The organism is Streptomyces sp. NPDC017676 (genome assembly GCF_044329325.1).
Classification (GTDB): domain Bacteria; phylum Actinomycetota; class Actinomycetes; order Streptomycetales; family Streptomycetaceae; genus Streptomyces.
Genome location: NZ_JBIRJA010000020.1, coordinates 69555 through 88623, shown reverse-complemented (window position 1 = coordinate 88623; position 19069 = coordinate 69555). Strand labels below are relative to the sequence as shown.

The following is a 19069-nucleotide window of genomic DNA, read 5'->3' as shown; positions in this document are numbered from 1 at the left end:
GCCGCGTCTTGACCGGGACATCACTGTGCCCGCGCGGTGCGGGGGATGCAACGACGTCCCCGGGCGTGTCGTACCGCCGGCACGTCAGCCGACGTACCGCCGGGCGGGTGAGTCCCTACGGGCTCTTTCGAGTGCGGCGAGCCGGCGCTCCAGGTCCGGCGGTACGGGGTCGCGCTGGCGCAGCACCCACGGCAGTCCGGCGGTGGCGTGGGCGAACGCGCGGGCGGAGGCGGCGTCCCGGGGCACCGTCCGGATGAGGTGCCCGGTCCGGCGGAGCGCCGGCAGCAGCGGGCGGCGCAGCCAGGTGAACCACAGGGTGTTGCGCAGTCCGAGGACCCGCCGGGCCGTGCTGTCGCGCAGCCGGGAGGCGTGGTGGTGGACGGTGAGTTCCTCGGCGTAGGCGAGCCACCAGCCCTGGCGCAGCAGGTCGCAGGCGAGCAGTTCCTCCTCGCCGCCGAGCCACAGGCCCGGGTGGAAGCCACCGCCGGCGCGGAAGGCGTCGGTGCGCAGCACGGTGGCGGCGGCGAGGAAGGAGCCGAGGGCGGGTCCGGGGAGCCAGTCGGGTCCGGACAGCGGGGACTCGCGCAGCTCGCGCACGACCGGGTCCTCGGTGCCCTCCGGTTCCACGAGGATCCGCGCGGTGACGCCCGCGAGCCGGGGACCGGCGTCCAGCAGATCGGCGGCCCGGCGCAGGCTGCCGGGCTCCCACCAGGTGTCGTCGTCGCAGAAGGCGACGTACGGCGTGCGCACCCGCTGCACGGCCAGGTTGCGGCCGATGGCGCCCAGGTTGCGGCCGGGACGCAGCAGGGTCATCTCCGGGAACTCCCGGGCGACGGCTTCGGCGGTGCCGTCGATGGAGGCGTTGTCGGTGACGATCACGGGCGGCCGCTCGGGCAGCCGGCGCAGCAGGGCGAGGGTGCGCAGCAGTTCGTCACGGCGGTTGTGGGTGATCAGGACGACGGTCGTACGGTCGTCGGGGGCGGTCCGGGCAGAGGTCTCGGGGGCGGTACTGGTCATCGTCCGGCGCCTCCGGGTGGGGGGTCAGGGCGGGTCGGGGTCGTCAGCGTCCGGTGCGTTGCGGTGGGCGGTGCGGTGCGGGGTGAGGGCGAGTGGGGGGGGCGTCAGCGTCCGGTGCGCTGCGGTGGGGGGCAGGGCGGGTCGGGGTCGTCAGCGTCACGTGCGTTCCGGTGGGGGGCAGGCCGGGTCGGGGTCGTCACCCTCCGGTGCGTGCGGTGGGGGGTGAGGGCGGACCGAAGTGGTCATCGTCCGGCGCCCTCCCGTCGGGGGTGAGGGCGGACCGGGAGTGGCCGTCGTCCGGCGCCCTCCCGTCCGGGGTGAGGGCGGACCGGGAGTGGCCGTCGCCCGGCGCCCTCCCGTCCGGGGTGAGGGCCGAGGGTGGCCGGCGTCCGGCGCCTCCGGGTGCGCGGCCGGGCCGGAGCGCGGGCGCGGGTCTCGGGCGGCACGCTCTCGTGGGGCGCCGAGGCGGTCCCGGGCACGGGTCTCGCGGCCGTCCCGGTCATGGCCCGGTGCCTCCGCGGGGGCGGTCGGCCGGTTCCCGGTCGAGCAGGCCCGCGGCGTGTTCGACGCGCGGGGGGAGGGGCCGGCGGCGGGCGAGGGCGGCCGGGAACCTGGCGACGGTCTCCTTCAGGGCGCGGCGCGCGCCGGGGCGGCCGGCCGCGGCGGCCAGCGCGAGGTCGGCGCCGGCGCGCAGGACGACCGGCCAGGGGCGGCGCAGGCAGGTGGTCAGCACGTGGTTGCGCCGGACGAGGAAGGAACGGCCGGTACGGTCGTGGTCCTCGGGGTGGTGGCGGGCGCGCAGGGAGGGTTCGTAGGCGACACCCCAGCCGGCGGCGGCCAGGTCGTAGGCGAGCAGGGTCTCCTCGCCGCCGAAGAAGAGCAACGGGTGGTAGCCGCCGGCGCCCAGGAACGCCTCGCGGCGGACCACGCAGGCGCAGCCGAGGAACCCGAGCACCGGGCGGCCGGGCAGGTCCGGTTCCAGCGGCAGCGGGGAGGCGGCGAGCACCGCGTTGAGGGGGTCCTCGGCGTCCTCGTCGCCGACCAGGGTGCGGGCGGCGAGCAGGCCGAGGCGGGGGTGCTCGTCGAGGAGGTCGGCGGCGCGGGCGAGGCTCCCCGGCTCCCACCAGGAGTCGTCGTCGCTGAAGGCGACGTAGGGGGTGTCGGCGTGCCGGACGGCCAGGTTGCGGCCGAGGGCACCGGTGTTGGCGGCGGGCCGCAGCAGGCGGGCGATCGCCGGGTGGCCGGCCACGGCGCGGCGGGTGGTGTCGTCGCGGGAGTTGTCCACGACGACGACCGGCGGCCGCTCGGGCAGCGCGGCCAGCGCGTCCAGGGTGCGCAGCAGGCTGGCGGTGCGGTCGCGGGTGATGACGGCGACCGTGAGGCGTTGGTCGCCCGGGGTCGTGGGCCGGTGCACGCGGCCCGGCGCCTGCTCAGTGGACATGCGCCACCTCCGGGCCCGTCCGCTCCTGCCGGCCGCGCAGGTCCCCCAGGAGCGTCAGACAGGCCGCGGCGACCTCACCCGCGCGGATGCGCAGCAGACGGGCGTCGGGGGTGCGGCCGTGCGGGTCGCCGGGCGGGCCGGGTTTCCACAGGGCGAGGTGGTCCGGGCTCGGGGGCGGCCCCCACAGGCGCGGGGGGACCGGTCCGAACAGGGTGACGGAAGGGGTGCCGTGGGCCACCGCGAGATGGGCGAGGCCGGTGTCGCCGCTGAGCACCAGGGACGCCCCGGCGACCAGCGCGGACAGTTCGCCGAACGGCAGGCCGCCGGTCAGCACGTCGCAGCCCCGCTGGCCACTGCGTTCGGCGACCGAGCGGACCAGGGCGTCCTCGCCGGGGCCGCCGGTGAGGACCACGTGGTGGCCCGCGGCGCGCAGACTCCGTACGACGGCGGCGAACCGCTCCGCCGGCCAGCGGCGGGAGCCCGAGGCCGCGCCGGGGTGCACGACGACCGCGCCCGGGGCGGGGGACGGTGTGGTGGGCCGGGGCAGCCGTAGGTCCAGGGGGTCGGCCGCGATGCCGTAGCCGTGCAGGAAGGCGCACCAGCGGTCCCGTTCGTTCGCCTGGTCCCGCCACGGCGGGCCGTCCGGGCAGGCGTGGGCGAGCAGCCGGCGCGGGCGCAGGGCGGCCAGGGCGTCGCGGCTCTCGGGGCCGTTGCCGTGCAGGTCGATCGCCACGTCGGGGGGCGGGCCGGGCCAGTGACCGAGGTCCGGCACCGCGCGGCCCGGCGCCTCGGCCGGGAACACGGCGTCGACCGCCCCGGTCTCCAGGGCGGGTTCGGTGAGCCCCGGCGGCTGGGCGAGGACGACCTGGTGGCCGGGGAAGGCCCGCCGGACGCCCCGCAGCGCGGGCACGCCGGCCAGCAGATCGCCCAGGCCCAGGGCGCGCAGGACCAGGACGGTCGGGGGGTCCGGGGTGGGAATCGGGGTGCGGGTCACCGAGTGGGTCCTCCGTTGCGTGCGGAAGCCGGGGACGGACGGCGGGCCGGCCTCCGTCCGCCGAGGCCGCCGGCCCGAGCGGGCGGTACGCCTTGGCCGGTGGTGTGAGGCGCGGGCGGTACGTCCCGGTCGGTGGTGCGGGACGCGGGCGGGACGCTTGCGCCGGGGCCGGGTCGGCGGTCGGTTCCGGCTGGGGGCGCGTGGAGGCACTTCCCGCCCACCACCCCGCCTCCCCGGCCCAAGACCCGCACCGGACGCGCGGCACCAACGCCACACGCCAGCGCGACAGCCCCGCCCGAGGCACGAGCCGACGCGACAGCCCGGCCCGAGACACGAGCCGACGCGACAGCCCGGCCCGAGACACGAGCCGACGCGACAGCCCGGCCCGAGACACGAGCCGACGCGACAGCCCGGAGCGGGGCACGAGCCGACGCGACAGCCCGGAGCGGGGCACGAGCCGACGCGACAGCCCGGAGCGGGGCACGAGCGAGCCGCCCCGTGCCCACCACCCCACTTCCCCAGCCCAAAACCCCCACCGGACGCCCGGCACCAACGCCACACGCCGGCGCGACAGCCCCGCCCGAGGAACGGGCCGGCGTCGCTGCCCGGCGGCAGGATCGGGCGAGGGGTCCGGCGTTCGGCGGCCACCCGTTCTCCCGGACCGGGGTACGACGGGCCTGACCGGTCGGTGCCCGGACTGCCGGAGCGTCGGGACGGGGCCCGGCCAGGGGTCGTGCCGTGCTCACCTGGCGTCTCCTCCCGTGGGTGCCGGGGTCAGGGCCGCGCGGCGGGCGAGGCCGGTGGTGGAGCGGCCGTCGAGGTAGGGCAGCAGGAGGACCTGGCCGCCCCAGCTCTCCACGAGGGGCTGTTCGGGCAGCCGGGTCCGGGCGTAGTCGCCGCCCTTGGCCCAGATGTGCGGGCGGAGTTCGCCGAGGATGCGTTCGGGGGTGTCCTCGTCGAACACGGCCACGGCGTCCACGCACTCCAGGGCCCGCAGCACCCGCACCCGGTCGGCGGCCGGGACGAGCGGGCGGCCGTCACCCTTGCGGCGGCGGACCGAGTCGTCCGAGTTGACGCACACGACGAGGCAGTCACCGGCCCGGCGGGCGGCCTGGAGCAGGGCGACGTGCCCGGCGTGCAGCAGGTCGAAGCAGCCGCCCGCCGCGACCACGGTGCCGCCCGCGGCCCGTACCCGCGCGGCCGTACGTACGGCGTCCGCGGTGGTGTCGCCGTCACCCGCCCCCTCCTCGGCCGTCTCCGGCTGGTCCGGGACGGCGACCGCGCGAGCGCCGCCCTCGGCGACGTACCGGGTGGCGGCGTGGACGGCTGCCTGTACGGCGGCCTCGGTGAGGGCGCCGTCGGCGAGCAGGCCGGCCGCGGCAGCCGCGAACCGGTCGCCGGCCCCGCAGGGGTCGCCGGTGGCGGCGGCCGGGGTCGGCACGAGCAGCGGGGTCTCGCCGTGGGAGAGCAGGGCGCCGCGTTCACCGAGGGTCACCGCGACGGCCTGGGCCCGCCAGGCTCGCACGAGGGCACGGGCGTCCCGGGCGGCGGTGCGCAGCCCCGCCGCGTCGCCGGGCTCGGCGTCGTCGAGCTGCCGGGCGAAGGCGCGGGCCTCCTGGGCCGAGGGCGTTGCCAGACGGACGCCGGGGACCGGGGGCCGGCCGCGCACGTGCGGGTCCCAGACGACGGGGGCCGCCGTGTGCGCGAGGGCGTCCCGGAGGACATCGGCGGTACCGCGGCCGTAGTCGGCGACGAGGACGCCCCCGGCCGCCGCGATCGTGGACACCGCCTCCTGGGTCGCCTCGCGGGCCCGGCCCTCGCCGTCGTCGAGGCGGAGCAGTGGCCGGTCCCCGGCCAGGACGCGGGTCTTGCTGCTCAGGGTGCCCTCCAGCGGCACCTCGACCAGGCCGACCCGGCCGGACAGCAGCTCCCGCAGGGTGTCGCTGGCGGCGTCGGCGCCGAGGGCGGTGACCAGGGTGACGGGCCGTCCGTCGGCCGCCGCGAGGCAGGCGGCGAGGGCGGCGCCGCCCGGCCGGGAACTGCGCCGGGTGCCGTGGACGACGGGGACGGGCGCGTCCGGCGCCAGCCGCTCGGCCCGGCCGCACAGGTCGTGGTCGAGCAGGGCGTCGCCCACGACGACCAGGGGTGTCTGCGAGGCGGTCATGTGTGTCCCTTCCTGGGGGCTGTGGGCGCGCCGGGCGCGGCCCGGCCGACGCTGCGGGCACGGCCCACGAGCCGCCCCACGACACCGGGTTTGCCGTCGGTACCCGGCCGGCCATCGACACCAGGTCGACCATCGGCACCGGACCCGCCGTCGGCACCCGGCCGACCATCCACACCGGGTTTGCCGTCGACACCCGGCCCACCGCCGGCACCCGACCGACCACCGGCACCCGACCGGCCATCGGCACCCGGCCCGCCATCGGCACCCGACCGACCACCGGCACCCGGCCGGCCATCGGCACCCCCTCGGCCATCGGCAACGCGCTTGGCCTCGGCGTACCGCTCCCCTTCGGCGCGTCGCTCGCGCTCGCCGTCCGGACTGCCTCCTGGGCCGCGACCGGCCGCGTCCGTCCGGTCGTCGGTGCCGGGGTACGCCGGCCCGTGGTCGGCCTCGCCCCGTTCGACGGCCTGGTCGAAGGACTCGCAGAGCATGTGGACGGCGACCAGGTGCAGTTCCTGGACGGTGGCGCCGAGGGGGGCGTCGACGCACAGCGCGTCGTCCGCGCCGAGTTGCAGCGGGTTGGGGGCCCGTCCGGTCAGCGCCCACACCGTCAGGCCGAGCCGGTGCGCGCGGTCGGCGGCGGCCAGCAGGTTGGCGCTTGCGCCGCTGGTGGACAGCAGCAGGAGCACGTCGCCGGGGCGGCCGTGCGCGGCGGTCTGGCGGGCGAACACCTCCTGGACGCCGTAGTCGTTGGCGATCGCCGTGGTGGAGGAGGTGTCGGCGTGCAGGGCGACCGCGGAGAACGGCGGCCGGTCGTCGCGGTAGCGGCCGACGAGTTCGGCGGTGAGGTGCTGGGCCTGGGCGGCGCTGCCGCCGTTGCCCGCGACGAGCAGCCGGGCGCCCGCGCCCAGCCGCCGGGCGAGTTCGGTGCCCCAGCGCTCGATGAGCGAACCGTGGTCGCGGAACGCCTCCAGGGCCTTGGCGAGGTCGTCACAGTGCGCGGTGGCGGTGGCGGTGGCGGTGGCGGTGCCGGTGTTCCCGTGCGCCGTGCCGGTGACGGTCTTCGTCGGACCCTTCCCCGGACCTTTCGTCGGACTCTTCATCGGACCACTCCCGACAGCGAGCGGATGGAGGACACCGCGCCGTACACCCCGGCCACGCCGTCGGCCACCCGGTCCCAGGTGTAGTGGCCGAGCACCCGGGCGCGGCCGGCGGCTCCGTACCGGGCGAGCCGGTCGGGGTCGGCGAGGAGGGCGCGGACGACCGCGCCGAGGTCGTGGTCGTCGTCGGCCGGGACCAGGACGCCCGTGGTGCCGTCCACGACCGTGTCGAGCTGGCCGCCGACGGCGGTGGCGACGACCGGCGTGGCACAGGCCATGGCCTCCAGCGGGACGATCCCGAAGGGCTCGTACCGGGGCAGCGACAGCACCAGGTCGGCACTGGACATCAGCCGGGGCATACGGGCCCTGCTGACCCCGCCGAGCAGGGTGACCCGGTCCTGGACGCCGTACTCGCCGGCGATGCCGTAGAGGCGGGCGGCCTCGGGTTCGGCACCGAGCAGGTCGGCCTCGGGGCCGCCGGCGATGAGGAGTTCGGCGTCGGGGACGTCGGCCAGGGCGCGGATGGCGCGGTCGAAGCCCTTGCGGGGCACGAGCCGGCCGACCGCCAGCAGCCGCCTGCGGGCGCCGGGCGGGCGGGTGCGGGCGACGGGGGCGAACTGGTCGGGGTCGACCCCGCACGGCACGACGCTGATCCGGTCCTCCGGCAGCCCCATGGCCTTCAGTTCGGCCACCTCGTCGCTGCACGTGGCGATGATCCGGGCGCATTCGTGGCCGACGGCCTCCTCGACGGCGAGGCGCTGCGGCGGGCTGGTGTCGGCGGCACCCTGGTAGCGCTTCTTGACCGTGCCCAGCGCGTGGTAGGTCTGCACGACCGGGATCCCGAGGTCGCGGGCGCCCGCCAGGGCGGCCAGGCCCGACATCCAGAAGTGGGCGTGCACCACGTCGGGCGGGCTCTGGGCCCACTGCCGGGCCAGGAAATTCCCGAACTCGGCCATGTGGGGCAGGAGTTCGTCCTTGGGGACGGGTGCGGGCGGTCCGGCGGGCACGTGCACCACCTGCACGCCGTCGATGAGGGTCACCCGGTCCGGGAGGCCCGCCGAGTCCCGCCGGGTGTACACCGTGACCCGGTATCCCTTTCTGGCGAGCTGCCGGGCGACCTGCGCCACGTACACGTTCTGGCCGCCCGCGTCCGGTCCGCCGAGCGCGGCCAGGGGGCTGGCGTGCTCGGAGACCATGGCGACGCGCCCGGCCGTGTGCGGAATGCGGCTCATCGGGTGACCTCCTTGATCAGGCGCTCCCAGTCGTCCAGGAAGCGCCGCTCTCCGTAGCGGTCCTGGGCCGCGGCCCGGGCCGCCGCGCCGGTGCGGCGCGCCAGTCCGGGATCGGCGAGGAAGGCCCGTACGGCGTCCTCCAGGACGTCGAGGCGGTTCGAGACCACCCCGGCGCCCTCGGGTATCGCCTCGCGGGCCTCCGTGGTGTCCAGGGCGACCACGGGCATGCCCAGGAACATGGCCTCCAGCAGGGACAGACCGAGCGAGGTCCAGCGCACGGGGTGCAGGTAGACCCGGCACCGGGCCATCTGCCGGTGCAGCTCGTGCTGCGGCAGGTCCCGGGTGCGGCAGCGCTCGGGCGGCAGGCCGAGGTGCTCGGCGAGTCCCTCGGTGCGCATGCCGAAGACGTCCAGGGGCGCGGACCGGGCGAACCGGGGCAGCAGGTCGGTGCCGGTGGTACGGCCCCTGCGCACGGGCTCGTTGACCACGACGGCCGCGCGCCGCTCGGTGCCCGTCCAGAGCGCGCCGGGGTCGATGATGCCGTGTTCGACGACCTCGGTGGGGGCCTGGCCGTTGTCCCACATCAGCCGGTTGAAGTGGGTGACGTGCACGACGGGGATGCTCGACTGCAGGGCCAGCGGGTGGAGTTGGCGCTCGGGCGACTCGTCGGGGCTGTTGTGCTCGACGTACACGGCGGGCACGTCCACCCCGGGCCGGCGGCCGGTCCAGCGCAGGGCGAGGTCCAGTTCGTGCGGGCGTTGCAGGACCATGAGGTCGATGTCGCAGTCCCACAGCTGCTTCGGCGTGCGTTCCCGCACGCTCTCCGGCCAGTCCCAGGTCACGGCGCGGCCGAGCCCGTCGGGTCCGCGGTCGTCGGTGACCGGGACGAGGTAGGTGTGCGGGCCCTGCACGAAGGCGGTGAGCCAGGATCCGTGCACGTGCCAGACGAGGATGTTCATGACTGCCGCTCCTGGATGAGCTTGTGCACCGCGCGCACCACGTCCTGTCCGGTGACCTCGTCCAGACAGGGGTGGCCGGGCACCGGGCAGGTGAGGGCCCGGGTGTCCGCGCAGGGCGCCGACTGGTCGCCGAGCAGGATGACGGGGACGCCGTACGGCGCCCAGCGCCCGGCCGGTACGACGGGCGCGAACAGCGAGACGACCGGGGTGCCGACGGCGGCGGCGAGGTGGGCGGGGCCGGTGTTGGCGCTGATCACGACGTCGGCCATGCGCAGCACGCCGGCGAGGGTGCGCGGGGAGGTCCGGCCGCCGAGGTCCACGGCCAGGTCCCCGCTGACCCGCCGGGTGAGGCCGGTCTCCTCGGGGCCGCCGGTGACGACCACGCGGTGCCCGGCGTCGGCGAGCAGCGCGACCGCCTCGGCACAGCGGTGCGGGCTCCAGGCGCGCGCGGGGGCGCTGGCGCCGGGGTGCAGGACGACGTAGGGGCCGTAGCCGGTGAGGCTGCTGGTGTCCGGGGGCGGGAGGACGCGCAGCCGCCCGTCGTCCCCCGGCGGCGGCTGGAAGCCCATGGCGGCGGCGGTGTCCAGCGCCGCCTCGGCCTCGTGCCGGCCCTCCAGCCGCCGGTGGCGTACGTCGAGGAGCCGGCCGGGGTGGTCCACGCTGTCGGCGCCGATCCGGCCGACGCCGGCGAGCCGGAGCAGCAGGGCGGTGGGAAGCGGGCTCTGGTGGAAGGAGGTGAGGACGAGCGCGGTGTCGTAGGCCCCGGCGCGCAGCCGCCCCACCAGCCCGTCGATGTCCGCGGGGCTGACCGGGGGCGGGTCGAACCCCTCCCAGGGCGCCTCCCACACCAGCACCTCGTCCACCCCGGGCAGCAGCCGGGCGGCGTCCGCGCCGCGAGGGCCGCACAGCAGGGTGACGTTCGAGGACCGTGCGGCGACGGCACGCACGGCGGGACCGGCGAGCAGCACATCACCGAAACTGTCGAGCCGGACGACGAGCGATTTCACGCCGACCACCTCCCGAGGGGCCGACCGACGCCCGCCACGCCCGACCCGGACCGGTCGGGTGCCGACGGGTCGGGCGTGGACGAACAGGACCGTTCCGGGGCGGCGCCGCTGGGCACGGCCGACAGGGACTCCTCGGGAACCGCCGCACCCGACGCAGCCGACCGAGCCCGATCCGAAGCCGCCGCACCCGGCACAGCCGACCCCCACCGCTCGGCGGCCACCGTGGCAGCCTGCTCGGACGGCCGTATCCCCGCAGCCCTCTCCGCGTTCCGCGGGGAGGACCACCGGCCCTCGGCCAACGCGGCACCCTGCCCGGACGGCCGCGTTCCCTGGGGCCTCTCCGTGTCCCGCACCGACGACCACCGGCCCTCGGCGACCACCGCGGTTCCCTCGTGGGACCACCGCATCCCGTCGTCGGCCGGGGCCGTCCGCGCGGGTGGGGCGTGTGGGGGCCGGGGTCGCCTCGGCGGGGCGAGGCCCGCCTCCGTCAGGGCCGCGCGGACCGCGGTGAGGGGGTCGGGGGCACTCTCCGTGGCGAAACGTTCCACCTCCGCCGGAGCGGTGGCCGCGTTCGGGACCAGGACGCCCCGGGCGCCGGCCGCGCGGGCGGCCACGACGTCCGCGGCGATGTCACCGATCACCAGGCACTCGGACGGCGGTACGCCCAGCCGGGCGGCGGCGGTGCGGATCAGGCCGGGGCGGGGTTTGCGGCAGGAGCAGCCGGCGTCGGGGGCGTGCGGGCAGAACACCCAGGTGTCCAGCCCGCCCAGCAGTTCGTCGGCGCGCTCGTTGACGCGGACCACCTGCTCCACGGTGAGCAGTCCGCGGCCGACGCCGGACTGGTTGCTGACCACCCCGGTCGGCAGCCCGGCGGACCGGGCCAGCGCCACGGCCGCGGCGGCGCCCGGCATCAGCCGCACCCGGTCGGGGTCGCCGTTGTACGGCACGTCCACGACGAGGGTGCCGTCACGGTCGAACAGGACGGCGGACAGCCTGCTCACTCGGCACCTCCCAGGGGCTCGGCGTGCCGGTGGCGGACGACTCCGCGCAGCCAGTGCCGGACGGCGAGCGGCGGGATGAGCACGCTGGTGCCGAGCATCCCGGCGATCTCGCGGGCGGTGCGCGGCCCGGGCAGGATCCGGGCGAGGGCGAACTCGGTGGTGCCGAGCGTCCACAGGGCCGCGCAGGCGGTCGCGGCCCGGCGCCGTCCGGTCAGGGCGCAGCCGGCCGCGGCGAGGGCGGCACCGGTGACCACCACATGACGGGGCAGCCGGCCGCGCGGCGCCTGCGCGCGGTCCCACCAGTCGCGGCCGTGCAGCCGGTTCATCAGGGCGTCGTCGGCGTTGCCGCGCTGCGCGGGCAGCGAGGCCCACCAGTGGGCGGGACGGACCGGGTGCCGGGTGACCCGGGTGCCCCGGGCCAGGGACCAGCCCGCCCGCTGGACGCGCAGGGCGAGGTCGGCGTCCTCGCGGAAGGCCCGCGGGAAGCGTTCGTCGAATCCACCGGTCCGCTTCAGCGCCTCGGTGCGGTAGGCCATGTCGGCGGTGGCCCAGGCGGCGTTCTCCAGGCCCTTGGTGGTGCGTTCCCAGTCGGTGGGCCGGCGGTCCAGGGGCAGGGGGACACGCAACCGCCCCTGGACACCGCCGACGTCGGGGCCGGCCTGCCGCAGGTCGTCGGCGAGCCGCCGGGACCAGTCCGGCAGCACCTGGACGTCGTCGTCCAGGAACACCGTCCACGGCGTGCGGACGGTCTGCCAGCCCGCGTTGCGGGCGGCGGCCGGCCCCCGGCCGCCGGTGCGCAGGGTGCGCACCCGGTCGAGCAGTTGCCCGGCCGGTTCCAGGGGCAGGCCGCCGTCGGGCGCGGGCCGGTCGTCCACGACGACCACCTCGTGCGGCGGATGGCCGTCGGCCGCGGCGAGCGCGCGCAGGCACTCGGCGAGGCAGGGGCGGCCGATCGTCGGGACGACGACGGTGTAGGCGGGGGCGTCGGTCATGCGAAGGCCTTCCCACGGCGGATCGCGAACGGGCCGAGCACCAGCAGGTCGACCGGGGCCGAGCCGAAGCACTCCAGGGCGTCGCGGGGGTCGTCGACCATGGGCCGCCCGGCGGTGTTGAGACTGGTGTTGACCACCACGGGCAGTCCGGTGCGCCGTTCGAAGCCCTCGATCATGCGGGCCACCAGGGGTTCCTGGGCGCGGTCCACGGTCTGGATGCGGGCCGTGCCGTCGACGTGCACCACGGCCGGGATGCGGGCCTTCCACTCGGCGGCCACGTCGTGCACGAACAGCATGTGCGGGCTGGGCAGCGGCCCGTCGAAGATCTCGCCCGCGCGTTCGGCGAGCACCATGGGCGCGACGGGCCGGAACTCCTCGCGTCCCTTGACGGCGTTGAGCCGCTCCAGGTTCTCCGCCTTGCCGGGGTGGGCCAGCAGGGAGCGGTGTCCGAGCGCGCGCGGCCCGTACTCGCTGCGGCCCTGGAACCAGGCCACGATCCCGTCGTCGGCCAGCGCCTGGGCGGCGGTCTCGGCGATGTCGGCGGGTTCCTCGTACGGTACGGCCGCCCGCTCCAGCCACGCGCGCAGCTCGGCGTCGCTCCAGCCCCGGCCGAGCGCGGCGGTCGGCATCGGTTCCAGGGTGTCCTTCTGCCCGGCGACGTACGCCGCCGCGCCCAGGGCCGTACCGGCGTCACCGGCGGCGGGCTGCACCCACACGTGCCGGAAGCCGCTCTCCCGCCACAGCCGGGTGTTGGCGACACAGTTCAGGGCGACACCGCCGGCCATGGTGAGCGCGTCCTCGCCGGTGCGCTCGCGCAGCCACCGGGCGAGGGCCAGCATGGCCTCCTCCAGGCACAGCTGGGCGCTCGCGGCGAGGTCGGCGTGGTCCTGGCTCCAGGCGCCGCCGGGCGGGCGGGGCGGGACGAACTCGGCCCAGGGCACCGGGCGGGCCCGGAAGCCGCCCTGGTCGTCGGCGTGGACGTACGCGCGCAGCCGGCCGGCGTGGCGGGGGGTGCCGTAGGAGGCGAGCGCCATGACCTTGAACTCGTCGCTGCTGCGCAGGAATCCGAGGTGCTGGGTGAGGTCCTCGTAGAACAGGCCGAGGGAGTCCGGCAGTCGCTGGGTGCCGAGGACGGTCAGTTCGCGGTCGGTGCAGCGGCCGGCCAGGTGGGAGCCGCACTCGCCGCGGCCGTCCAGGACGAGGACCGCGCAGTCCGGGTACGGCGAGACGGGTCCGGCGGAGGCCGCGTGCGCGATGTGGTGCGGGACGAACCGCACCTTGCCCGGGTCGAGTCCCGGCAGTGCCTCGGCGAGGAAGTCCGGTGCCTCGCGGGCGTACTGCTGCCGCAGGTGGTCCCAGGGGTCGTGCAGCCCCATCTCGTCGGCGGGGCGGGCCAGCGCGGGGTCGTAGGAGTAGGCGACGGCGTCCAGCTCGGACGGGGTGAGGCCGGCCTGCTCCAGACACCAGCGGGCCGACTGCTCGGGCAGTTCCCAGGCCGAGAAGGGAACGGGCCGCTTGCCGTGCTTGCGGCGGGAGAACCGCTCCTCCTCCGCGGCCGCCACGACCCTGCCGTCGGTGATGAGGGCGGCGGCGGGGTCGTGGAAGAGTGCGTTGATACCGAGGACGTGCATGCGCTGTCTCCAGGGCCGGGGAACGTGCAGGGGGCGGGACCGGGTCAGGTCCGCGGGGCCGGTTCCTCCGCGCGCGGGTCCGGATCCGGGGGCAGGGCCGCGAAGTAGGCGATGGTCTGCTTCAGGCCCTCCTCCCAGGGGACCTGCGGCGACCAGCCGAGCAGTTCGCGTGCGAGGGTCGTGTCGGGGCGGCGCCGGCCGGGATCGTCCACGGGCCGGTCTATGAACGCGATCGGGGAGCGGGAGCCGGTGAGGGCGACCACCCGGCGGGCCAGGTCCGCGACGGTGATCTCGTCGCTGCCGCCAATGTTGACCGGTCGTACCGACCTGCTCGCGGCGACCCGCAGGATGCCGTCGACGGTGTCGTCCACGTAGCACAGCGAGCGGGTCTGGCTGCCGTCGCCGGTGACCGTGAGCGGCTCGCCGGCCAGGGCCTGGCAGATGAAGGTGGGCACGGCGCGGCCGTCGTGGGCCCGCATCCGGGGCCCGTAGGTGTTGAACAGCCGGACGATCCCGGCGTTCGTCCCCCTGGTACCGGCGTGTGCCGTGACCAGGGCCTCGGCGAACCGCTTCGACTCGTCGTAGACGCTGCGCGGCCCGACCGGGTTCACGTTGCCCCAGTAGCCCTCGTGCTGCGGGTGGACGAGCGGATCGCCGTAGACCTCGGAGGTGGAGGCGAGCAGGAAGCGCGCACCGTCGCGTTCGGTGACGGCCAGCGCGTTGCGGGTGCCGAGACTGCCCACGTCCAGGGTCTCCAGGGGCATGCGCAGGTAGTCGGCGGGCGAGGCCGGGCAGGCGAAGTGCAGGACCAGGTCGTACGGCCCCGCCAGCCGCTCGGTGCAGTCGGGTGCGGAGACGTCGCAGTGCGTGTACCGGAAACCGGGCCGGTCCTCCAGGTGCGCGATGTTCTCGCGCCGCCCGCAGGCCAGGTTGTCGGCACAGTCGACTTCGACACCTGAATCCAGCAGCCGCTCGCACAGGTGCGAGCCGAGGAAGCCGGCGCCGCCGGTCACGAGGGCGCGCCGCCAGGAGAACGGTGTGTCACCAGTCATGGGGCTGTTCCTTCGTCCGCGTCGTGCGCGCCCGGGAACGCCTCTGCCTGGGCGTTCGGCGCGTACCGCGTCGCCGGGACCGACCTCGTCGGCCCGCAGGGAGAAAGGGGGCTCGGCCCGGGTCACCGCTGATGCGGGGGACCGGCCTGGAAGGCCGCCGCTTGCTGGACGGCACTGGCAGCTGAGTTCCCCTGCCAGTTGGATTCACACGTTGGATTCTTATTCTCCGGTCTCAGGGGTACTCGCGCGACTCCTGCGGCCCTCTACCACGCTGGAGGCGCTGATGCACGACGACGTCGCGGAGGCGGTGCTGCGCTTCCTGCGCGGGCCCGGCCGGCCTCCGGAACGGCTGCTGCTCACCGGCTGGTTCAGCTTCCGCGACGGGGAGGCGACGGCCGGGGACGTGCTCGCGCAGCAGCACATGTCGGCCGCGCTGACCAGGGCGGGCATCCGGCACGAGACGGCGTGGAGCCCCGGCTTCCGGCCCGGTGGACTGTCGCTGGAGACGGCCGACCCGCGGGTGTACGACACCCTGCTGTTCGTGTGCGGTCCCGTGTACGGTCCGCAAGTGGCCGCTCTGCATGAAAGGTTCGGGTCGTGCAGACGACTGGCGGCCGGGGTGTCCGTGGTCGATCCGGCGGACCCGGCGGTCACCGGTTTCCACGCGATCGTCGCGCGGGACGGGGCCGCGGTCCCGGCCCGGCGCGATCTCGCGGCCGACGCCCCGGCGGGCCCGCTGCCGCCCGTGGCGGGAGTGATCCTCTCCCACGGCCAGGGCGAGTACGGGGCACGCCGCCGGCACACCGAGGTGACCGAGCGGATCACCGGCTGGCTGGCCGGCAAGGACTGCGCGCGGGTGCCGGCCGACTCCCGGCTGGCCACCGACGACTGGCGGCTGTGCGCCACCGCCGAGCAGTTCCTCGCCCTCCTGGTCCGTCTCGACCTGGTCGTCACCACCCGGCTGCACGGCCTGGTGCTGGGCCTGCGCACCGGCACCCCGGTGATCGCGGTGGATCCGGTGGCGGGCGGCGCCAAGGTCAGCGCCCAGGCCCGCGCCCTGGACTGGCCGGCACTGGTGGCGGCGGACGCGCTGACGCCGGACATCCTGGACCACTGGTGGGAGTGGGCGCTGTCCGGGGCGGGCCGGACGGCCGCCGCCTGCCACTCGATGCGCTGACAGGGCGCGGCGGGCCGTGTAGCGGGCACGGCCCGGGGCACTCGGCGCGGCGACGGCCGGCCGTTCACGGGCCGCCGCGTTCCACGCAGGAGGTAACGACCATGGGTCACGGCGGAAACGTCATCCAGGAGCTGACCACGGACCACCGCGAGGTCGAGGAGATCTTCGGCCGCATCGAGGCGCTGCCGCCCGGCTCCCAGGAGCGCAAGGACCTCTGCGACCAGGCCACGATCGAACTGGTCCGCCACTCGGTCGCGGAGGAGGCCTACCTCTACCCGGCGGTGCGCCGGCACGTGACGGGCGGGGACGCCCTGGCGGACAAGGAGCTGGAGGACCACGCCAAGGCCGAGCAGATCATGAAGGACCTGGAGGGCTGCCAGGCGGACGATCCGCGGTTCGACTCGCTGATGGCACAGCTGATGAGCGAGATCCGGTCCCATGTGACGGACGAGGAGCAGAACCTCTTCCCGCAGTTGGAGGCGGCCTGTCCCCCGGACGCGCTGATGGACCTCGGCGACAAGGTCCGCCGGGCCAAGAAGATGGCGCCCACCCGTCCGCACCCGTCGGCGCCGGACAAGCCCCCGGCCAACAAGCTGCTGGCACCGGGGGCCGGTCTGGTCGACCGGATGCGCGACGCGCTGACGGGGCGGGGCAAGGAGAGCTAGCCAGGGCCGGGCAAGGAGAGCCAGGGCCGAGGGAGAACGGCGCCGTCCGGACCCGCGGGGGCCGGGCGGTGCCGGTCTGTTGTCACCTGTTCGGCTCAGGCCGAGCGGCATCGGCGGAGCACCGGCCTGGGTCCACCCGTTCGGCCCACGCCGAGCGGCACCGGCGGAGCACCGGTCTGGGCTCACCCATTCGGTCCACACCGAGCGGCACCGGCCTGGACTCACCCGTTCGGCTCACGTCGACCGGCCGGGGCTCCGCCCAGCGCCCCGGACCAGCGCCCCGGAGCCGCGTTCTCACAGCCACGGTTCCGTGCCACGCGGCGTCCGGGCACCGGTGCGGGGACGTGTGCGGGTCGCCCGGCACAGCAGCCGGAACGCCTGGAAGAGGGTCAGCGGCCACAGCAGCGCGAAGCACCACAGCAGGGCCGGGTCCGAGGTGCGGATGCCCATGACGGCGACGAACACCGAAGCGACCGTCAGCAGCAGCACCGCCACCGGCAGCCACACCTCGCGCGGGGCGGCGCCCATGCGGCGCGCGAACCGCCGGTCCCGTCGCAGGTCCGCCTCGATCCGCAGCAGCGTCAGCCGCTCCCGCGGTGACAGCCGTACCTCGTCGCGCATCTCCCACATCTCCCAGTCGTCCACGGCAACGGCACCTCCTCCGCCGACCGGCGGCATTCCGGGCCCCGGGCGACCGAGTTCCCCTCTCCGCCCGGCCGATGCGGTGCCGCGGCGGGCCGGGCGGAGGAGGGAGTGAAGACGCGGGCGGAGATTCGGGGTGGAGATAACTCCACCCCGGGTCCGGTGGCCACCCTGACTGAAACGCGGCCCCGGCACGGGCCACGATGGAGCCTGTCCAGCCCCCCTGCGTCCAGCCCCCGTGCGTCCGGCCCCCGCACGTCCGGCTCCGCAGGTCTGGCCCCCGTACGTCCGCCCGTCCGCCCGCCGTCCGCCCCGCGAGGAGCCACCGTGCCCGAATCCACCGAAGTCAAGCCGCCGGTCCGGGCGGCGGTCGAGCCGGCCGAGGAACACGCGATGTGGCCCTGGGTGGTCGTCGCGGCCATCGTGGCCGGCGTGGTCATCGTCCTCGTCAACGTGCTGATGACGGCCTGAGCCCGTGCGCCGGCCGGAGCGCCCGTGGTGCGGGAGCGGTCGGTGTACCGCATAGTGAACACAGCTCTCGCACCAGGTCGGCCGGGGAGGACCGGGGCTGCCCACACCACGCCTTCGCCCCCGGGGCCGCCGCGACGACGCTGAGCGGCCGGCACGGGTAGGACCGGCCCCCCGGAAGCGACGCGCCCGGCGGCGCACAAAGGAGGCTGTATGTCGTCCCACGACCCGGCAGTGCTCGACTGCCCCTTCGACTTCGCCGACGCACTGGAGTACGACCCGGCGCTGGACGCGCTGGCACGGCGCGGCCCGGTCAGCCGGATCCGGTTGCCCTACGGCGAGGCGGAGGCGTGGCTGGTGACCAGCTTCGCCGGAGTGCGTCAGGTGACGTGCGATCCCCGGTTCAGCCGGGCGGCGATCGTCGGGCGCGACTATCCGAGGATGACTCCCGAGCCGATCGTGTCCCCCGAGTCGATCAACGTGACGGACCCGCCGCACGCCACCCGGTTGCGGCACGTGGCGGCCCAGGCGTTCACCCGGGAGCGGGTGGCGGCCATGCGGCCGGCGGTGGACCGGGTGGTGGCCGGGCTGCTGACGGCGATGGACGAGGCGGGGCCGCCCGCGGACCTGGTCACCCATCTGTCCGTACCGCTGCCCCACCTGACGATCTGCGAGCTGCTCGCCGTCCCCGAGGCCGACCGCGACGAGCTGCGCGCGCACACCATGCGGCTGCTGGCCACCTCGCCGGACGCGCGGCAGGACGCGGCCGACGCCAAGGCGTGCCTGCGGACGTACTTCGCCGAACTGATCCCGGCACGGCGCAGCTCGCCGGGCGAGGACCTGCTCAGCACGCTGGCCACCGCCCCGGTGCCGGAGGGCGAGGAGCCGCTGAGCGACGACGAGTTGGCGGTCCTGGCGGTGACGCTCATCCTCAGCGGCAACGACACCGCGACCTGCCAGATCAGCGACATCGCCTATCTGCTGCTGACCCGGCCGGAGGAGACGGCCGCGCTCGCGCGCGACCCCGAGCGGTTCCCCGGCGCGCTGGAGGAGCTGCTGCGGTTCATCCCGTTCCGCAAGGGTGTGGGCATTCCGCGGATCGCGCTGGAGGACGCGGAGATCGAGGGCGTCCGGATCCGCGCGGGCGACTACGTGCACGTGTCCTACCTCGCGGCCAACCGGGACCCCGCCGTCTTCCCCGACCCGCACAAGCTCGACCTGGAACGGCCCGTGCGCCCGCACATGACCTTCGGCTGGGGCGGGCACCACTGCCTCGCGGCACCGCTCGCCCGGGCGGAGCTGGACAGCGCGGTCTCCGGCCTGCTGGCCCGCTTCCCCAAGCTGCGCCTCGACGTCCCCGCCGACGAGATCGAGTGGGACAACGGCACCATCCGCCGCTTCCCGCTGAGTCTGCCGGTCACCTGGTGAGGCCGGGCCGGGCCACCGCGTCGACGCGGCCGGTGGCCCGGCCCCGGCGCCGCTCCCGCCTCCACCGAGTGGGTGCCTTCCGGCCCGCCGGCCGGTGTC

The 19069-nt window shown here is 76.1% G+C and carries 17 protein-coding genes; 4 read left to right on the top strand and 13 right to left on the bottom strand.

Annotation, left to right across the window (positions count from 1 at the left end):
• Positions 1-84: 84 nt before the first annotated feature.
• The 12 genes from ACH4LD_RS35060 to ACH4LD_RS35005 form a co-directional block, all read right to left on the bottom strand.
• Positions 85-1017: a glycosyltransferase family 2 protein gene (locus tag ACH4LD_RS35060; protein ID WP_398058157.1), complete on the bottom strand. Its 933-nt coding sequence runs from the start codon at positions 1015-1017 to the stop codon at positions 85-87.
• 499 nt (positions 1018-1516) lie between these two features.
• Entirely contained in the window at positions 1517-2458 is a 942-nt protein-coding gene (locus tag ACH4LD_RS35055; protein WP_398058156.1) for a glycosyltransferase family 2 protein, read from the bottom strand.
• A complete protein-coding gene (locus ACH4LD_RS35050) occupies positions 2448-3452 on the bottom strand; it encodes a glycosyltransferase family 9 protein (protein ID WP_398058155.1) in 1005 nt (334 codons plus the stop codon). Before ACH4LD_RS35050 ends, ACH4LD_RS35055 begins: the two co-directional genes overlap by 11 nt.
• A gap of 742 nt (positions 3453-4194) precedes the next feature.
• Positions 4195-5616 (bottom strand): PfkB family carbohydrate kinase, encoded by a 1422-nt coding sequence (locus ACH4LD_RS35045; RefSeq protein ID WP_398058154.1) that lies wholly within the window; start codon positions 5614-5616, stop codon positions 4195-4197.
• A complete protein-coding gene (locus tag ACH4LD_RS35040; protein ID WP_398058153.1) occupies positions 5613-6719 on the bottom strand; it encodes an SIS domain-containing protein in 1107 nt (368 codons plus the stop codon). Before ACH4LD_RS35040 ends, ACH4LD_RS35045 begins: the two co-directional genes overlap by 4 nt.
• Positions 6716-7948, bottom strand: coding sequence for a glycosyltransferase (locus tag ACH4LD_RS35035; protein ID WP_398058152.1), 1233 nt, complete (start codon positions 7946-7948; stop codon positions 6716-6718). Before ACH4LD_RS35035 ends, ACH4LD_RS35040 begins: the two co-directional genes overlap by 4 nt.
• The gene (locus ACH4LD_RS35030; RefSeq protein ID WP_398058151.1) at positions 7945-8907 is read right to left on the bottom strand and encodes a glycosyltransferase; all 963 of its coding nucleotides are present in this window, start codon (positions 8905-8907) and stop codon (positions 7945-7947) included. Before ACH4LD_RS35030 ends, ACH4LD_RS35035 begins: the two co-directional genes overlap by 4 nt.
• Positions 8904-9914 carry a glycosyltransferase family 9 protein gene (locus tag ACH4LD_RS35025; RefSeq protein WP_398058150.1) on the bottom strand — a complete coding sequence of 337 codons (1011 nt, stop codon included), beginning with the start codon at positions 9912-9914 and terminating at the stop codon, positions 8904-8906. The genes ACH4LD_RS35030 and ACH4LD_RS35025 overlap by 4 nt, the downstream gene beginning before the upstream one ends.
• Positions 9911-10915, bottom strand: coding sequence for a D-glycero-alpha-D-manno-heptose-1,7-bisphosphate 7-phosphatase (locus tag ACH4LD_RS35020; RefSeq protein ID WP_398058149.1), 1005 nt, complete (start codon positions 10913-10915; stop codon positions 9911-9913). The genes ACH4LD_RS35025 and ACH4LD_RS35020 overlap by 4 nt, the downstream gene beginning before the upstream one ends.
• A complete protein-coding gene (locus ACH4LD_RS35015; RefSeq protein ID WP_398058147.1) occupies positions 10912-11907 on the bottom strand; it encodes a glycosyltransferase family 2 protein in 996 nt (331 codons plus the stop codon). Before ACH4LD_RS35015 ends, ACH4LD_RS35020 begins: the two co-directional genes overlap by 4 nt.
• Positions 11904-13538: a carbamoyltransferase gene (locus tag ACH4LD_RS35010; RefSeq protein ID WP_398058146.1), complete on the bottom strand. Its 1635-nt coding sequence runs from the start codon at positions 13536-13538 to the stop codon at positions 11904-11906. Before ACH4LD_RS35010 ends, ACH4LD_RS35015 begins: the two co-directional genes overlap by 4 nt.
• Before the next feature lie 44 nt (positions 13539-13582).
• Positions 13583-14590: an NAD-dependent epimerase/dehydratase family protein gene (locus tag ACH4LD_RS35005; RefSeq protein ID WP_132790141.1), complete on the bottom strand. Its 1008-nt coding sequence runs from the start codon at positions 14588-14590 to the stop codon at positions 13583-13585.
• A 283-nt stretch (positions 14591-14873) separates the two neighbouring features.
• Here ACH4LD_RS35005 and ACH4LD_RS35000 point away from each other — a divergent pair, with 283 nt between their 5' ends.
• The gene (locus ACH4LD_RS35000) at positions 14874-15767 is read left to right on the top strand and encodes a polysaccharide pyruvyl transferase family protein (protein ID WP_398058145.1); all 894 of its coding nucleotides are present in this window, start codon (positions 14874-14876) and stop codon (positions 15765-15767) included.
• Positions 15768-15868: 101 nt separating this feature from the next.
• Entirely contained in the window at positions 15869-16432 is a 564-nt protein-coding gene (locus tag ACH4LD_RS34995) for a hemerythrin domain-containing protein (protein WP_398058144.1), read from the top strand.
• Positions 16433-16726: 294 nt separating this feature from the next.
• Here the strand turns inward: ACH4LD_RS34995 and ACH4LD_RS34990 are convergent, their stop codons facing one another.
• Complete coding sequence (locus ACH4LD_RS34990; RefSeq protein WP_132790145.1) at positions 16727-17077, bottom strand: DUF3040 domain-containing protein; 351 nt, start codon at positions 17075-17077, stop codon at positions 16727-16729.
• 324 nt (positions 17078-17401) lie between these two features.
• On the opposite strand from ACH4LD_RS34990, the gene ACH4LD_RS34985 reads away from it, so the two are divergent.
• Positions 17402-17545, top strand: a complete 144-nt coding sequence (locus ACH4LD_RS34985) for a hypothetical protein (RefSeq protein ID WP_398058143.1) — start codon at positions 17402-17404, stop codon at positions 17543-17545.
• Between the two features lie 210 nt (positions 17546-17755).
• The gene (locus tag ACH4LD_RS34980) at positions 17756-18970 is read left to right on the top strand and encodes a cytochrome P450 (RefSeq protein WP_398058142.1); all 1215 of its coding nucleotides are present in this window, start codon (positions 17756-17758) and stop codon (positions 18968-18970) included.
• Positions 18971-19069 lie beyond the last annotated feature (99 nt).

Coding starts and splice junctions, on each gene's coding strand:
- ACH4LD_RS35060 (WP_398058157.1), bottom strand. CDS start 1,017: ATGACCAGTACCGCCCCCGAGACCTCTGCCCGGACCGCCCCCGACGAC.
- ACH4LD_RS35055 (WP_398058156.1), bottom strand. CDS start 2,458: ATGTCCACTGAGCAGGCGCCGGGCCGCGTGCACCGGCCCACGACCCCG.
- ACH4LD_RS35045 (WP_398058154.1), bottom strand. CDS start 5,616: ATGACCGCCTCGCAGACACCCCTGGTCGTCGTGGGCGACGCCCTGCTC.
- ACH4LD_RS35040 (WP_398058153.1), bottom strand. CDS start 6,719: ATGAAGAGTCCGACGAAAGGTCCGGGGAAGGGTCCGACGAAGACCGTC.
- ACH4LD_RS35035 (WP_398058152.1), bottom strand. CDS start 7,948: ATGAGCCGCATTCCGCACACGGCCGGGCGCGTCGCCATGGTCTCCGAG.
- ACH4LD_RS35030 (WP_398058151.1), bottom strand. CDS start 8,907: ATGAACATCCTCGTCTGGCACGTGCACGGATCCTGGCTCACCGCCTTC.
- ACH4LD_RS35015 (WP_398058147.1), bottom strand. CDS start 11,907: ATGACCGACGCCCCCGCCTACACCGTCGTCGTCCCGACGATCGGCCGC.
- ACH4LD_RS35010 (WP_398058146.1), bottom strand. CDS start 13,538: ATGCACGTCCTCGGTATCAACGCACTCTTCCACGACCCCGCCGCCGCC.
- ACH4LD_RS35005 (WP_132790141.1), bottom strand. CDS start 14,590: ATGACTGGTGACACACCGTTCTCCTGGCGGCGCGCCCTCGTGACCGGC.
- ACH4LD_RS35000 (WP_398058145.1), top strand. CDS start 14,874: ATGCACGACGACGTCGCGGAGGCGGTGCTGCGCTTCCTGCGCGGGCCC.
- ACH4LD_RS34995 (WP_398058144.1), top strand. CDS start 15,869: ATGGGTCACGGCGGAAACGTCATCCAGGAGCTGACCACGGACCACCGC.
- ACH4LD_RS34980 (WP_398058142.1), top strand. CDS start 17,756: ATGTCGTCCCACGACCCGGCAGTGCTCGACTGCCCCTTCGACTTCGCC.